The sequence below is a fragment of the Pseudomonas synxantha genome (assembly GCF_900105675.1).
Taxonomy (GTDB): Bacteria; Pseudomonadota; Gammaproteobacteria; order Pseudomonadales; family Pseudomonadaceae; genus Aquipseudomonas; species Aquipseudomonas synxantha.
Genome location: NZ_LT629786.1, coordinates 1,002,765 through 1,018,282 on the forward strand (window position 1 = coordinate 1,002,765; position 15,518 = coordinate 1,018,282).

6 protein-coding genes are annotated in these 15,518 nt (G+C 59.0%); 3 read left to right on the forward strand and 3 right to left on the reverse strand.

Annotated elements, in window-relative coordinates:
• Window positions 1–10: 10 nt before the first annotated feature.
• From BLU48_RS04725 to BLU48_RS04735, 3 genes are read right to left on the reverse strand one after another with little or no spacing between them, the layout of a single operon-like run.
• Window positions 11–4,531, reverse strand: coding sequence for a SpvB/TcaC N-terminal domain-containing protein (locus tag BLU48_RS04725; RefSeq protein WP_057025481.1), 4,521 nt, complete (start codon window positions 4,529–4,531; stop codon window positions 11–13).
• Window positions 4,528–9,405 carry a Tc toxin subunit A-related protein gene (locus BLU48_RS04730; RefSeq protein ID WP_057025480.1) on the reverse strand — a complete coding sequence of 1,626 codons (4,878 nt, stop codon included), beginning with the start codon at window positions 9,403–9,405 and terminating at the stop codon, window positions 4,528–4,530. Before BLU48_RS04730 ends, BLU48_RS04725 begins: the two co-directional genes overlap by 4 nt.
• 36 nt (window positions 9,406–9,441) lie before the next feature.
• The gene (locus BLU48_RS04735; protein ID WP_057025479.1) at window positions 9,442–11,880 is read right to left on the reverse strand and encodes a Tc toxin subunit A; all 2,439 of its coding nucleotides are present in this window, start codon (window positions 11,878–11,880) and stop codon (window positions 9,442–9,444) included.
• Window positions 11,881–12,116: 236 nt separating this feature from the next.
• On the opposite strand from BLU48_RS04735, the gene trhO reads away from it, so the two are divergent.
• From trhO to BLU48_RS04750, 3 genes are read left to right on the forward strand one after another with little or no spacing between them, the layout of a single operon-like run.
• Window positions 12,117–13,058, forward strand: coding sequence for an oxygen-dependent tRNA uridine(34) hydroxylase TrhO (gene trhO / locus BLU48_RS04740; RefSeq protein ID WP_043047608.1), 942 nt, complete (start codon window positions 12,117–12,119; stop codon window positions 13,056–13,058).
• 3 nt (window positions 13,059–13,061) lie between these two features.
• Window positions 13,062–13,697 (forward strand): DsbA family protein, encoded by a 636-nt coding sequence (locus tag BLU48_RS04745; RefSeq protein WP_057025478.1) that lies wholly within the window; start codon window positions 13,062–13,064, stop codon window positions 13,695–13,697.
• Window positions 13,690–15,492, forward strand: a complete 1,803-nt coding sequence (locus tag BLU48_RS04750; RefSeq protein WP_057025477.1) for an ABC transporter ATP-binding protein — start codon at window positions 13,690–13,692, stop codon at window positions 15,490–15,492. Before BLU48_RS04745 ends, BLU48_RS04750 begins: the two co-directional genes overlap by 8 nt.
• Window positions 15,493–15,518 lie beyond the last annotated feature (26 nt).

Sequence of the window (15,518 nt, forward strand, 5' to 3'; positions counted from 1 at the left end):
GGTTACATGGTTAAGGTTTAGAGGTTTGCTCTGTCGGAGGCGGCTCCCAGGTATCGTTTTCATCCTCGCTGACGGTGTACCAGGCCCAGTAGGTGGTTTGTCGCATTCCCCCTCGGGCCGTGAGAGTACGCACGGGCCGCCCCAGGGCGTCATGAAACTGTGTGTCGCTGTGCAGCAGGGGGTTACCGTCGATGTACCTGTGATGATCGGCGTAATAGGTGCGATACACCCGGATAATCAGCCCCCTGGGGCTGTATTCGTTGTGCTCGTTGACGCACCAGCGCGGGTCAGTCTGAACCGTCTGGAGGGCGCCGTTTTTGACCCTCAGGTCACCCTTGTCGTCCACGGCATAGGCCGGCCCCGGCTCGGCTTTCTGTTTACTTTGCAAGATGCGGCCAAAGCCGTCCTGGGCGACCAGGGTCATGTGGATGAGCTGTTCCTGATCGTCGGTATAGCGATCAGCGGCCAGCATCAGGCTTCGTGCGGGTTCGCGCCTGGCCTTTTGGATCAAGTCAGACAAGGCTTTCTCACTCGCACTCAACGTGCTGGCCTTTTTTTTCAAGCGCAACCTGGCGGTGGCGCGTATATGCCCGTCGGGCAAAAGGTAGCGCTGAGTGACCCAGTCCGCCTGCCTGTCTGTGGTGGCAATCGAGCCCATCCAACTGAACGCGTCGTAGAGCCAGGCTTTGGCCGCTTCGCGCAGGAGGGTTGCGGGTGTTTGAATTGCGAGTTCAATAGGTGTGTCTAGCGGCCTGCGATACGCTGACAATTGCCCGAAACCGATGGACTTTCCCGATTCTTGCCCTTGGATGCTGGTCGCGATCAAACGACCGAACCCATCGTAGAGGGCTTGCTCGGTCGTGCCGTTTGGATCGGTGATACTGATCGGCTGCAGCAGACGGTAGTCGTGCTGGACGCGGGTGATGCAGCCATCGGGTTGTTTCACCTGGATGACCTGAAGCCCGTAAGTGTCATAGGTCAGCGTGGTTTCGTTCTCGGCCAGCGTCAGACGCCAGGTGCGTAAGCGATAGAAGTGCTTGGCGTTGAAGTAGCGTGGAAACTGACGGCGGATCGACCAAAGGGAAGGGGCTTGGCGTTCCTGATCATTGGCATGGAAAAACACCGCCATGGGGCGATAGCCGATTCGGCGCAGCCGGCTCGGAAGGTCTTCGGCGGGTTGGCCCGGCATGTCGGGAATGCTCTCCAGCGCCTGCAGCGCGTCAGGGGCCAGCTCCGCGGTTTCTTGATAATCAGCCAGCCCCTGGAAGGTTGCCGTTCCAGGGGCCAGGGTCAGCCCCTTGCCGCCCGGCTCACGATAGTACTGGATCGACAAGCCGCTCAGCTCGCGTGGTGCCTGCGGCCCCAGCGGCCCTGACAGCCGGTTGATCAACGTCTCGTAGTTGATCGCCGTCGTGTTCAACCCGGCAGGTGGCTGGCCGTTGGGCAGGGTCCAGGCGTTGTCGCGTCGACGATAGGGCAAACCCAATCGCCATTGGTCGTCGTTTGATAGATGAATCCATTGCGCCAAGGTTTCGCTCAGGTAAAAGACCTGCTGAGCCGGGTCGTGGGTATCACGCCACCATTGTTGCTGATGCTCATCCTTGAGCAGTGCCGGAGGCGCATCGCGGGCGGCCTTGCGCCGCGCGCCGTGCACAGTGACGTTGTGGACCAGGCTGCCATAGGCGTCCCAGCGCAGGTTGACCTGGTGTTCGCAGACCGGATCATCGGGCACCTGTTCGTATTGATAGTGTACGGACTCCAGCGTCAGCGGCAGCATGCGTGGCCTGGGGTGTGAGCCAGCCTGGGGCAACCGACGGACCATATAGCGGTACTGCTGCACCGAGCAGGGTGTGCGCTCGGCCGAGTCAAGGGCGAACACCTCCACCCGTACCGGCAGGCCCCTGAGCGCGTAGGCTGCTGCCCGTGCTTCCTGTGGCGTGGGCGACGCGATCAGGCTGTCGTGGTGGTCGGTCGGTTGCGGCTGTTCGGGGGCATCGTGTGTGGCCAGCAATGTGGGGCCGAGTTTGGTGGCGTCGGCGTCATGGCGGCTGTAATGGTCTTGGGGCATGTCCAGCGCTTGGCCGGTGTGAAACCAGCGCTTGGTTTGCGAACCTGCTACAGAAACTTCACTGGCGCGGGTTTCTTCGCCGGTTTGCAGCAACAAGCCGAAACCCTGGAAGGCGCGCTCATCGGCATCGTAATACGCCTGACGGTAGCTGAAACGCTGAGTCAGTCGCTGATGGCTGATCTCATCGCGCCATTCCTGGTGTTTAATCAGGTTGAGCGCGAATGGCAGCTGGCTAACCACAGGCCTGTCTTCACTTTGACATTGCTGTTTCTCGTCCAGCCATTCCTGGGCGCTGCTGCGATAGCGCACCTCGACTTGCGCGCCGAGGTTGTTGTGAGTACCGCTGAGCAAACAGGGCTTGCGATCAAAAAAATCGTAGCGCCAATGGCGCGGATGCGGGTGCGTGACGCTGATGACCAGGCTGGCGTAACCATTGCCTTGCAGATCCGCCACGTTCACCTGGCACAGGGAGTCGTACTGTACGCCGGATGGCCACGGTAATACCAAGGGGGTTGTGGCAAAGCCATTGCCGCCCTTATTGGTGAAAATGCGCACTTCATCGGTCGTCAGGTACAGCAGGTCGCTGGCACCGCAGCCATCCAGATCGGCCAGCAATACGTTGGCGGCGTTGAAGGTTGTTTCTCTGAAGGGCAGGGCAGCCAACACTCTACCCTTGCCGAACCGCCCATGGCCCAGATTGGGCCAGCATTTGATTTCGTTGTGACGGATACGCACCAAGTGCTGCTGGCCGCTGCCAAGTATGTCGCTGAAGCCGACCCAGTCGGCGGAAGAACGGGTGAAGGACGGCAAATCATCGCCGTCAACCTTGTGCGCCTGCTCGACGCCCTGCCCGAAACCGCTTTGCCGATTGGCATACAGGCGCACGCTACGCGGGCCCACGAGCGTGAGATCAGCCAACCCGCTGCCCATCAGGTCGGCAAATATCGCATGGGGGTGTAAGAACTCCACCGGGAACGCGTCGAACCGTACGAAACCCGCTTCTTTGCGCTGGGGGGCCAGGCTGAAGAAGCCGCTCATACCCGGTCGGGCCAGCACCCATTCCAGACGTCCGTCCCCATTTATATCAAGCAAGGCCTGATAGACGGGGCGTGAACGGTCGGCCACCGCAATAGCAGGCAGTTCTTGAGGAGGAGCGTATGCCACCTGGTCGCCTGTGGACGCCTCGGCCCGCTGAGGTGCGCGGTAATACCAGGCTTGATCACCGCGATACAGGATCCCCGGCACGCCTTCGCCGTATAGATCCACCAGTTGATAGCGCTGGCCGTCATTGAGGCTCGGCACGTCAACAAAACGCTGGTAGCGACGGGTATCCAGTTTCAGGCTGGAGGATTGATACAGGTATTCTTGCGGCGGCAGGCTGGTGAGTGTTCCTTGGGCATCAACGGCCTGCTCGTAGACCGCGAGCAGAGTGTTGAGCCCGTTGCGAAAGGTGTAGTGTTCGAGCCTCAGGCGCTTGACCAGTATAGGGCTGGGGCCCATGTCGGGCTCATCCGCAAAGGCGTGAAACATCAGGATTTGCCGGCATAGGCGCAGTGTTCGTAATTCAAAGCCAAAGATGAAGCTGGAAAACGCATCTTCGCGTGAGAGCCACGGGTTGAGGGCCTCATAGGAAGGCAGCGCGTCGCTGGCGGTGTTGCGTTGGCCATAGTCGAACAGCAAGTAAAAATGCCATGCCTGACTGGAAAGGTCGTCGCTTTTGAGCAGATACAGTGTCTCTTTTTCCCTGGCCTTGACGTTGCCATAACACACTTTATGCAGATAACGCTGGGCTCGGCAGTCATGGGGGGCAGTGCCGGTCTCGGTCTCGGTCAGGTACTGGTAGCCGATATGCTCGCCATGGGCGTTCAGGCTTTCCTCGAGCAGCCATTGCGCCACATGGCTCAGGTTGTCGGGGTCAGCGATGCGCGCCGCGTAGGTTTTGCCGTAGACATGCCGGCTGCCGTCAGCCGCCTGGATCAGCCAGAACCCGGCGGCGTCGCCGTCTGAGTGCCAATGCTCGATGCGCTCGAAACGCTGTTCGACCCTGGGAAAGTAGCGCGTGACGAGGTAGTGGCGTCCCAGCGGCACCTGATCAAAATGATCACGCGGCGTCTGTACAAGCGTGCCCTCAGTGGTGCGTTCGGGCATCCAGTGCTGTGCATCCGGGCCTTGGAACGTATCGGCTGCGGTGTAATGTGGGACGCCCTGCTGAGTGCGCCGTGTGACGGCACCCGGCTTGACGTCCCAGCCGAAGCCGAACGCACTGTTACCCGCCGTGCTTTGATAGGTCAATGACAGCGTGGGTGCATAACCACGGCCAGTGGAAATCGGCAACGCAACCTCGAAGGTCGCCGTGCCATCGGCGCCCACGTTGCCCCAGCCTTTGGCGGCCCCTTCGATGACGGTGCCGGCATTGGGCAGCGAAGGCACCTTCAGGGGCGATTCATTGGCTGGGTTGCTCATGTATCGCTCCTGCCAGGCCTTGCGGTATAGCGCACATGGACAATGATGTCGGTGATGGATTCAAGCAGGGCTTTTTGTTGCAGCGCATTGGTAAAGTTCAAGCGCCAGCACGACACTGCCCCGGTGTATTCAAACGGCAGGTAACGTGGATCGTTGTCGAAGTTGAGGGTAAACAGGCCGTCGTCGTCCAGCCCGCGTGACAAGGCGATTTGCTGGTGTGCCCTGAAGTCGGTCCTGGTGGTGCCGTCGGGCATCTGGATTTCATTTCGGGTCTGGGTCAGTGTTGCCTTGATGTCTTCATAAGGCCCCAGCAAGGCAGGTAGTGAGACGCTGACGTGCTTGATGCGGCGCAGGGTGTGCCCTGGGTAGTCCTCATCCAGCAACGCTTGAGTCAGGGCGAAACTGATCGTACCGCTGCTTACCAGTTGCGCCTTATGCTCAGCCCAGGTTTTGGCGGGAGCGGTGATTTCGGGGGGGCGTTTGTCGGTCGTGACCAGGCACTCGATCAGACGATGGCGCAGTGACACGGTTTTGCTGATTTCCAGCTCGCGTGGCGTGTGTTGCAGGTACGCGGTGTTCATTTTTACCAGGTTCAGTTTCAAGCTTTCGGCACTTAACAGTCCGCGGGATGTGTGATGCCAGGCCCCACCTTGAAAGAACTGTCGGCTGTCGGCGGTCTCATACTGCCAGCAGGCTTCAGCGGCGAGGCACAGGGAGTGGACGCTGTCATACAGCGCGTAATAGAACGTGCTCAGTTGCGCGGTGAGCCATTGATAGAGTTGTGCTCCGGTAAAGCGCATGCCGAGCAGTTGGTAAGCGGACTTGGCCTGGCTCAATGCGGTGTGGGCGCTGTGTAGTTGCAGGCGAGTGGCTTTTTCCTGCTCGGCATGCACCAGCAGCAGGGTGTCGATCTGGGCCAGTTCAAGGCGGGCCTGTTGCTCGGCATGGGCCCACTCCTGAGCGCGACGATTTAACTGTTCAATGCGCTCCAGTTCATTACCGTTGGCGCGAGCGGTGTTGGCTTCACCCTGGGCGAAGGCCTGGAAGGCATGGAACGCGCCCTCAAAACGCATGCCACCGAACGACGTACCGAAGATATTGGGCGCGAGCATGGCGGCCCCGGCGCCCATCCCGGCAATTGCGACTTTTCTCTCCCATGCGGCGCTCTCCAGATAGTGCTGGCCGGCCGAAATTTCACCGGTGCTGATACCTTCACGCAACTGACGCGTCACGAAGTCCAATCGCCCCTCGACGATTGCTCGGCTGCGGCGCAGCGCGTCTTTGTTTTTTTCATCGATGGCCAGGGCCTGGGTCTGCTGGGTCAGCACCAGTTCGGCCAACTGCCAGGCGTTTTGCTGTTGCACCTCAAGGTAATGCGCCTGTTCCTTGCGCTCGATCAGCGTGAGCAGCGTGGTGCCGAACTGCGCCAGGCTGTCGACCGCACTCAAAGCGTGCCCCAGCATGACCTGGAACCGGTAGTGACCCACTTCAGGACGGCTCGGTAGATAGGCACTGGTGCCACCCGCAGCGCCCGGTGCGTTGCGCGTCAGCAACGCGGCAGGGGACAAGGGGGGCGCAAAGAGTGTCTGGCGTAAAGGCTTGCCGGAAATATCCAGATGATGGCGTAGCCCGTGCAGGCGACTCTCCAATGTGTCCCAGCGTGCTACCAGTTGCGTATTCAACGGCCGGTATAAATAGGGGCTGTCTGTAAACCAGGCGTGTTGCCCGGTGAATTTGCACTGCTGGGACAATAGCGAGGTGTATTCGGGTTGATGTTCCAACCGGCGTATTGCCTGGGAGGATGTCGTCGCCAGTGCGTTCAGATCACGCGACGTCCAGGTATCGGCGCGCGTGACCGTCGGACGCATGCCGAGCAGGTTCTGCGCCTGGATGTACCAGAGTTTGGCTTCGGCCAGGCTGTCGGGGCTCAGTTGGCGATAAGCCGCGTCGCCCCGGTTGATCAAAATATCCACATTGAGGTGGTACAACGCTTTGCGCAGGTATATCGGAAAACTCAGCGCCCGGTAATGCGGGCTCTCGGGGTGCTGGCAGGCGTAGCTCAGCTCTATGGGGTTGCTTGGCAGCGCGCCGAGAGCGCCCTTGTTTGGGTGGTGAGGGTCGAACAGGTAGTGCAACCAGGTTTCGGCGTAAGCGTATTGCTGTTGCTGGTTGAAGTAATGAGCGATGGTCCAGGGTAAATAGATAAACAGTTCGCGCAGACTTTTACCGTGGGCACCCTGAAAATCCAGAGGCTCGGGGGAGGCACCTGCGTCCAGCGCCGGTTCTGTCCAGTCCTCGGGGGAACGTAAAAATGATGGGTCGAAGCCGAGCCTGGCAGTCTGCGTCAATTTACTCGCAACGGTGGTATTGAGTCGAATGGCTGGGATAGCCGGGGCGAAGCTTGTGGAAAAATCAATGTACTCGGTTGTCTCTCCGGTATTTTGCTGTTGGCGCGTGATACGCGGAGAATGCGCAGACTTGTCAACGGCAACGGATGTGGCAAGGGAGCATTTGACTGCCTTGAGCGCATAGCCGAGAACCTTCACCTTATACTCTTGGCTCTCAAGCGTGATGACCCCATGGATCACCGTGATGGCTGATGCGGGTTGCTCACTGGGTAACGTTATCCGTGTACTCGCCAAATGCCCGGCTGCTAATTCGGGGGAGGCACCCGCCAGGCTTTCGTGTTCGGTGTCCGTGTAGTTGAGGATTTGGGCGGTGTTGTTGTTGATGGCTTGCGGAGTCGGCACGTCTGTGAGTTTGGACTGCATGATGACGTGCTTGTAGAAACGCAAAATGGGCGCGGAAGTGTTGGTGGACTCTAGCCTCACGTCATTCACAAAGTGCAGTTTTTGGTTGGCGGTCTCGTCACCTGGCAGGTTATAGCCGCTGTAGCGGTCGAGTATCGTCAGGAAGGGATCCTGATAATGGGTATATAAGTGCAGGAATGCATTTTTGTTGAGAAGCTTCCCGGCCAGGGAGAATTCAAAGGCGGTGTAGGATTGACCTTCATAGCCTCTTCTCAAGTCGTTCCTCGTTATCGTCTCTTTTTTGTCGAGGCTAAATAATATGGAGCCTTTGTCATAAATGGCGTTGGAATAGCTTTTTCCGCTCCTAGGGTTTTTGAAAAACATCGAGTGATACGTAGCCTTCACTTCGGGGAATATCGCGCAGTCGATCCTCAGGACCGAGCCGCTGATGAGTTCAACTTCGGATAAAGCCGGGTCATGCAACGCAGAGTTGGTGACCAGGGTAATGCTCATCTGCGCGTAATGGGAGGCAAGGGTGATGCTGTACGTCTGCAGGAAGGGCTTGGCGATTTTCGAGGTGAAGACGAACTCGTTGGTGACGGGATCAAAGTTTTTGCTGGCAGTATCGGTTACGACTATATCGGTGCTTTTGGATTCAAAGTTCCACTTCTGTTGATCTTCTATTTGGGGGGGGTGAGCTTCCAGGACTACCGTGCTTTTGTCCTCTCCCTGCGCTACGTGAGTCTTGAATTGTAAGTTGTCCTTGTTTATATCGAAAAACAGACGGAAGTATTGGTGGGCGAACGAGGGGAGCAACACGCTGGAAAATACGTTGTCCTGATCGACGCCGCCCAACAAAGCGGTCTGCAGTGGGGTATTTTTTGTGGACTCATAGGCTTCCAGCAACCTCACGGTTTCCTGGGCAACTTCTGAGCCCGGCACGATCTTGTATCGGCCAGGGCTGCCCGCGCAAGCGACGATTTTTATCCCTAATGACTGATCGACACTGATGGCTTGGAAGAACTCGCCCATTTGGCCGCTGCCATGATTGAGCGTATTGGCCCTTATACCCAGGAACAGTGTGTGAGGGGAGCGGCTATCGACCACGGCAACGGTCTGCGTGAGGCTGATTAGTTGCGCTGACGTGAGTGCGTTGATGCCCCGCGTAACGCAGTGCTCTTCCAGGCCCGTGTGCGGAAGGCTCCAAGTGCCATCCAGTTTTTTATAGGAGAAACACAGGCGAAACTTCACGAACCGGCTGTTCAGCCACTCAGCCTGGCGTTGTTTTTCGTCGTTGTCGTCGTTCTCATACTCACCATTGCCGTTTCCCGGTGCCTTGAAGGATTGGTAGGGGGCGGGCTTGATGCTCTCGGCCCAAACAATGAACAACCGATGATTGAACATTACGGGGCGAATACTGTGGGCGGGCGTATCGGCGCAAAACGTCAGGTTGATCGGTGTCCAGTCTGTCCAGGCCAGGGGCGCAGGTCCCTCGGTCTTGACGGTGGAGCGTTTGGACAGGTCCAGCGAACGCCAGTAATAGAGCTCATCGCTGGTGGATTTGCCGACGAAGTAGTAGGTGCTGGTATTCCACTGTTTGACATTGCCATCGATGTAGCCATTGAGCGTTTGAATGTTGGCGACTTCTTCGAACCGTGACAGGTAGCCTTGTACGGCGTTCTGCAGGGTGTCAGGCTGGATTCGATGCTGGTTGAGCTCGTTTTCCAGTTGCTCGAAGCTCTGGCTCTTGTCCTCGCGCAGCGTGGGGTCGAGGAAGTTTTGCGGGTGATAGCGCAGTTGCTGGCTAGCGCTCCACAGGGGGTAACTGTGCAGGGACTTCTGCCAGGCGAGGGTTTCGTGAACCGACATGCCCCGGGTTTCATAACCTGGTTCGAGGCCCGAGTGAATCCGGTTGATGTAGTGCTGCAGGCTGGTGATCGCACTGGCGACCGGGCTGGTTGGCACCGCTTGGCTGACTTGTACGTCCACTAGCCAGTAGTCGTACAGGTCGCTGGGTGTGCGCAACGAGTCTTTAAGGGCGGGGCTGATGCAGTGAGCCAGATAGTAGCTCAGCATGGCATCACGCCAGGCTTCATTGAGGCGCTGGTCGAGGGGCTCAGACATGGTCATTCCTTGAGTCTGCTGGTAGAGAGTAAGCGGTTATTGATGTGCGGCGATGATGGCTTCGCCCACTAGCTTCCATTGATTGAAGTCGCTGGCGTTATCCAGTTCGCTGGTGTTGAGCAGGGTTTGGCTGGAGAGCCGGGTGATGGTGCAGGCTTGTCGACAGCGCATGATCCAATCCAGTTGGTCCATGGACTTGACCGCGCCTGTGGGCAAGGTCTCAGTGAGTACCCGCAGTTCTTTTTCGTCCCACCCCAACCATTGGCTTAGCCGGGTATCGAGGGGTTGAGGCCCGTTGCTGTTGGCGCTCTGGAAGTACGCCAAGAGGCTGTCCTGTGCCAGGCCATACGTATCGCAGCAGTCTCTGAAACGCTGCAATAGATAGAGTGTGCCCAGGTTCAGCTCGACCAGTTCCGTGGGGGATTTTTTGCTGTCCAGCCAGTGGGGGTTGATCAGTAATTGACGCAGTGAGGCGCTGTTGACTGGCAACGGCAACAGCGTGGTGATGTCCGGCGCCAGCAGAATCAGGTGGTTGGGCTCAGTCTGCGTTTTTTTGAAATGTAGGTTGTAGTAAAGCTTAAGCTCATTGCTGTAGAGGGCCGGCGCCGGTTTTTCCAGGAACTGTTGGATGCAAGCCTCAAGTCCCTTTGGCAGTAAGTCGACCCAGCGCTTGAGCGCTGGGTTATCAGTGGCGGGTTCCAGCAGCAGTCGCTGGCGCAACTGCGTTACGCTGGTGTTACTGTTCCTGAGCCAGGTGACGGCCCAGTCCAACTGCATGAGTACATCGAGAAAGTCCATCTCGGTGCTCAATGTGGGGGTGGCCAGCTTGCTCCAGGTGGACGGGCCGAGCACGTCGGCCAGCTGTTTGCAGTGCAGCACAGAAAGGCCGAAAACCTGGGCGATACGTGCCAGCCGATAGATCCGGGAGTATGTGACAAGGTTCCTGAGGACAGGGGTGGGGAGCACGTCTGTCAGCAGTTGCAGCGAATCCGGGGTGTCACTCAACGCCAACGCGGCGCAAAGCTGCTGGCGGGTATGCGAATCGAAGACTTGGTCGTCCAGCGCCAGTGGTCGCCCGGACAACAGTGTGCGATTGAACACCTGATCGAATAAGGGTTGCTCGTTGGCGCTGGCCTGTACGGGCAGGCGATCCAGCCACGCCGCAAACTCCAGCGGCTTGAGCCGGTAGCGCCCACGGAGGTAGCGGTAGACACCTAGTGCGCGCAGGGTGGTGTGGCTTATCTGAAGAGCGGCGTTGGCGGTGCCCTCAAGCACCATGGCGCTGACGATCAGCGTATCCAGTTCGGCAAACGGTAGATCGACCCACTTTTGCAGGCGGATCATCCGATGCAGACGGTCGAACCGGTCGGGGCTGGTATTGAGTAGTGTCGCAATTTTCCCGCCGTCGGCGTGGCCGACTTCCAGCTTGGGCAGACGGTCTGTGCCATTGACATAGCGGGCACCATAGATCAGCAACGTTTGTTTAGGCGCCGAGCGGGAGGCATGGGGGGCGAAACTGTTTTGCGCCAGGAGGGCTTGCAACTGGGTACTGTCCAGCGCCGTACATCTCAAAAAGTCGTCAAGGTTTTCCGGTGCACGGGATCTGCCAAAGTAGGTTTCAAATAGTGTGCTCTCCGTGACGGGCGGTTGCGTCAACAGCTTTTGCTGCTGCGGATTCAGTTCGCTTAGCAGGCATTGCGCGTCACCATTGCGCTTTTTGACCGTGCCGTACAGTGCGTTGCCGGCATCGTCAAACGGCAGCCGCTTGCTGAGTCGATAATTCAATTCGCCCAAGGCGTGTTGGGTTCCCGACAGCCCCAGGCGGCATTGCAGGTGATGATGGTGGTAAGGCAGCGTCAAGGGGTAGTGTTGCTTGCTGAGCAGCAGGTGCAGCTCTTCTTGCGGGTGATGGTGTTTGATCTGGTTGCGCAACAGGTCATCGATCAGCGTCAGCAGCGGGCGCTGGGCAAAGGTCGTGTCGTGGTCAATCAGTAAGTTTTTCAGGTCCGGGCGCCGCTGGCTCAGGAGGATTTTGTGTTGCGTTCCCGTCCCGTTGTTTTCAAGCTGAGTTGCAAAAAGAAACAGTGTGCGCAGGTAGGCAACCGGTGAGTCGATAGCGGCGATGGCATCGGGATGACAGACGTTCCCCCAATCCTCGTTGAGCAGGCTGGGTACGTTGGATCCCAGGTCGCGTTTGCTACGCGTGGAGGCTGGGGGGGCGTTGACTGGTTGTTGGTCGTACAGCCATTGTAATTGCGTGGCGTAGGACAACGCGTTTTCGTAAGCGTGGGCGCCATCGTCATCATTGTAGCGGGCCAGTTGACGGATGAACTCGGCCTTGGGCAGCTCGACGATGTCGAAGACGCTGGTGAAGCCTAGTTGGTTCATGGCGCTGGTGAAGTCGACCTTCCCAACACCTGGAGGGGCGGGCCGTTCCACCAGTCTGGCCAATAAAGAACGGTTTGAAGTTTCCATGTCATCGATCTTCCTGTGAGCCCAAAGGTGGATCCAATGGACGACGCAAGACGCTATCACGCAGGCTGTACGGGCCGAGGTCAGCCAATGCCGTGAGCGAGTCAGGGAAATATCGGTGACTGAGTGTCGATGCAGTGGTGTTGTGGTTTTGCTAGAATGTGCGCCGCGCGGCTTGGCCTGCATTTTTCTGCATCCGGTTCACCCCTTACGAGGGTAGCCACCTGGAGACAACACCCATGACTCAACCGATTGTCGTGGCGGCACTGTATAAGTTCGTCACCCTCGAAGATTACGTCGCCCTGCGCGAGCCCCTGTTGCAGGCGATGGTCGACAACGGCATCAAAGGCACCTTGCTGATCGCCGAAGAAGGCATCAACGGCACCGTTTCCGGCAGCCGCGAAGGCATTGATGGCCTGATGGCCTGGCTGAAAAAAGACCCCCGCATGGTCGATATCGACCATAAAGAGTCCTACTGTGACGACCAGCCCTTCTACCGCACCAAGGTCAAGCTCAAGAAAGAGATCGTGACCCTGGGCGTTGAAGGCGTCGACCCGAACAAGAAGGTCGGCACCTATGTCGATCCGAAGGACTGGAATGCGCTGATCAGCGATCCGGAAGTGCTGTTGATCGACACCCGTAACGACTACGAAGTGTCCATCGGTACCTTTGAGGGCGCAATCGACCCGAAAACTACCAGTTTTCGCGAATTTCCCGACTATATCAAAGCCAACTTCGACCCGGCCAGGCACAAGAAGGTCGCCATGTTCTGCACCGGCGGCATTCGTTGCGAAAAAGCCTCGAGCTACATGCTCAGCGAAGGTTTCGATGAGGTTTACCACCTCAAGGGCGGCATCCTGAAGTACCTCGAAGAAGTGCCCCAGGAAGAGACCAAATGGCAGGGCGACTGCTTTGTGTTCGACAACCGTGTCACCGTGCGCCACGACTTGAGCGAAGGCGACTACGATCAATGTCATGCTTGTCGCACGCCGGTGAGCATCGAAGACCGCGCATCCGAACATTATGTGGCCGGCATCAGTTGCCCCCATTGCTGGGATAAGCTGCCGGAGAAGACCCGTCGCAGCGCGATCGACCGCCAGAAACAGATCGAACTGGCCAAGGCCCGCAATATGCCGCACCCGATTGGCTTCAACTATAAGCAAACCCCTTCCGAGGCCTGAGCCATGTCCGCGCGCCTGCTCTATGTAATGGACCCGATGTGTTCCTGGTGCTGGGGTTTTGCTCCGGTAGCGCAGGCGCTGGTTGAGCAGGCCCGGGAGGCCGGCGTGGACGTGCACCTGGTGGTGGGCGGCCTGCGCACCGGCAGCGGCGCGGCGTTGGAGCCGACCACCCGGCGCTATATCCTGGAGCACTGGCAGGCCGTCACCGAGGCCACCGGCCAGCCGTTCAAGCGCGAGGGTGCGTTGCCCGACGGTTTTGTCTACGACACCGAGCCGGCCTGCCGCGCCATCGTCACGGCGCGCAGCCTGGCGCCGGATTGCGCATGGACGTTGCTGGGCCTGATCCAGCATGCATTTTATGTCGAGGGCCGCGATGTGACCCTTGCCAGTGTGCTGGTGGAACTGGCGGAGCAGGCGGGCATACCGCGCATCGAGTTTGCCGGCGCCTTCGACCGTGCCGAGCAGCATGCGGCGACGGCGGCCGATTTTACCTGGGTGCAGGATTTGGGCATCGCTGGCTTCCCTACCTTGCTGGCCGAGCGCGATGGGCAACTGGCCTTGCTGACCAACGGCTACCAACCGTTGTCCGAACTGTCGCCATTGCTCGCCCGCTGGTTGGAGCGAGCCGCCTGTGTATGAACAACCCCAACGCACCGACCGCCTGACCTGGGCCGAAATTCGCCGCCTGGCCCTGCGTCACAAGAAGTCCCTGTGGGTCGCCAACGGTGTCGCTGTACTGGCGACCCTGTGCAGCGTGCCCATCCCGCTGCTGTTGCCCTTGCTGGTGGACGAAGTGCTGCTCGGCCATGGCGACGCCGCGCTCAAGGTGATGAACCACGCGCTGCCCCTGGGTTGGCAGAAAGCTGCCGGCTATATCGGCCTGATGCTCTTGGTGACCCTGGCCCTGCGTTGTGGCGCGCTGGTGTTCAACGTAGTGCAGGCGCGCCTGTTTGCGCGCTTGGCCAAGGACATCGTCTATCGCCTCCGCGTGCGCCTGATCGAGCGCCTCAAGCGAATCTCCCTGGGCGAGTACGAAAGCCTGGGCAGCGGAACTGTCACCACGCACCTGGTCACCGACCTGGACACCCTGGACAAGTTCGTCGGTGAAACCCTCAGCCGTTTTCTGGTAGCGATGCTGACACTGGTCGGCACTTCGGCGATCCTGGTGTGGATGCATTGGCAGCTGGCGCTGCTGATCCTGTTGTTCAACCCGCTGGTGATCTACGCCACAGTGCAGTTGGGCAAACGCGTCAAACACCTCAAGAAGCTCGAGAACGACAGTACTTCGCGTTTTACCCAGGCGCTGACTGAAACCCTGGATGCCATCCAGGAAGTGCGCGCCGGTAATCGCCAGGGCTTTTTCCTGGGGCGCCTTGGCCAGCGTGCCCAGGAAGTGCGCGACTACGCCATTCATTCGCAATGGAAAACCGACGCGTCCAGCCGCGCCAGTGGTTTGCTGTTCCAGTTCGGTATCGACATCTTTCGTGCGGCGGCCATGCTGACCGTGCTGTTTTCCGACCTGTCCATCGGCCAGATGCTCGCCGTGTTCAGCTACCTGTGGTTCATGATCGGCCCGGTGGAACAACTGCTGAACCTGCAATACGCCTATTACGCGGCCGGTGGCGCGCTGACGCGGATCAACGAGCTGTTGGCGCGTGCCGATGAACCGCAATACGCAGGCGGCGCAGATCCGTTCAGCGGGCGGGAAACCGTCGGCATCGAGGTGCGCGGCCTCGACTTCGGCTACGGCGAAGACCTGGTGCTTGATCAATTGAACCTGGCCATCGCACCGGGTGAGAAGGTCGCGATTGTCGGCGCCAGCGGCGGCGGTAAAAGTACCCTGGTGCAACTGTTGCTGGGGCTGTACACGGCGCAGGCGGGCAGTATTCGTTTTGGCGGTGCGACCCAGCAGGAGATCGGCCTGGAAACCATTCGCGAGAACGTCGCGGTGGTGCTGCAACACCCGGCGTTGTTCAATGACACCGTACGCGCCAACCTGACCATGGGCCGCACGCGTTCCGACCAGGCCTGCTGGCAGGCGCTGGAAATCGCCCAGTTGGAGGCGACGGTCAAGGCACTGCCCCTGGGCCTGGACAGCGTGGTAGGGCGCTCTGGCGTGCGTTTTTCCGGTGGGCAAAGGCAACGCCTGGCCATCGCCCGCATGGTGCTTGCCGAGCCTAAGGTGGTGATTCTGGACGAAGCCACCTCGGCGCTGGATGCGGCTACCGAATATAACCTGCACCAGGCACTGGCGCGGTTTCTCAGTGGGCGTACTACACTGATCATCGCCCACCGGCTGTCTGCAGTGAAGCAGGCTGACCGGGTGCTGGTATTCGATGGCGGGCATATCGCCGAGGATGGCGACCATCAGCAACTGATCGCCGATGGCGGATTGTACGCAAAACTGTACGGTCATCTGCAACAAGTGCGTTGATTTAGCTTAGGCTGTGCTATCGGAGG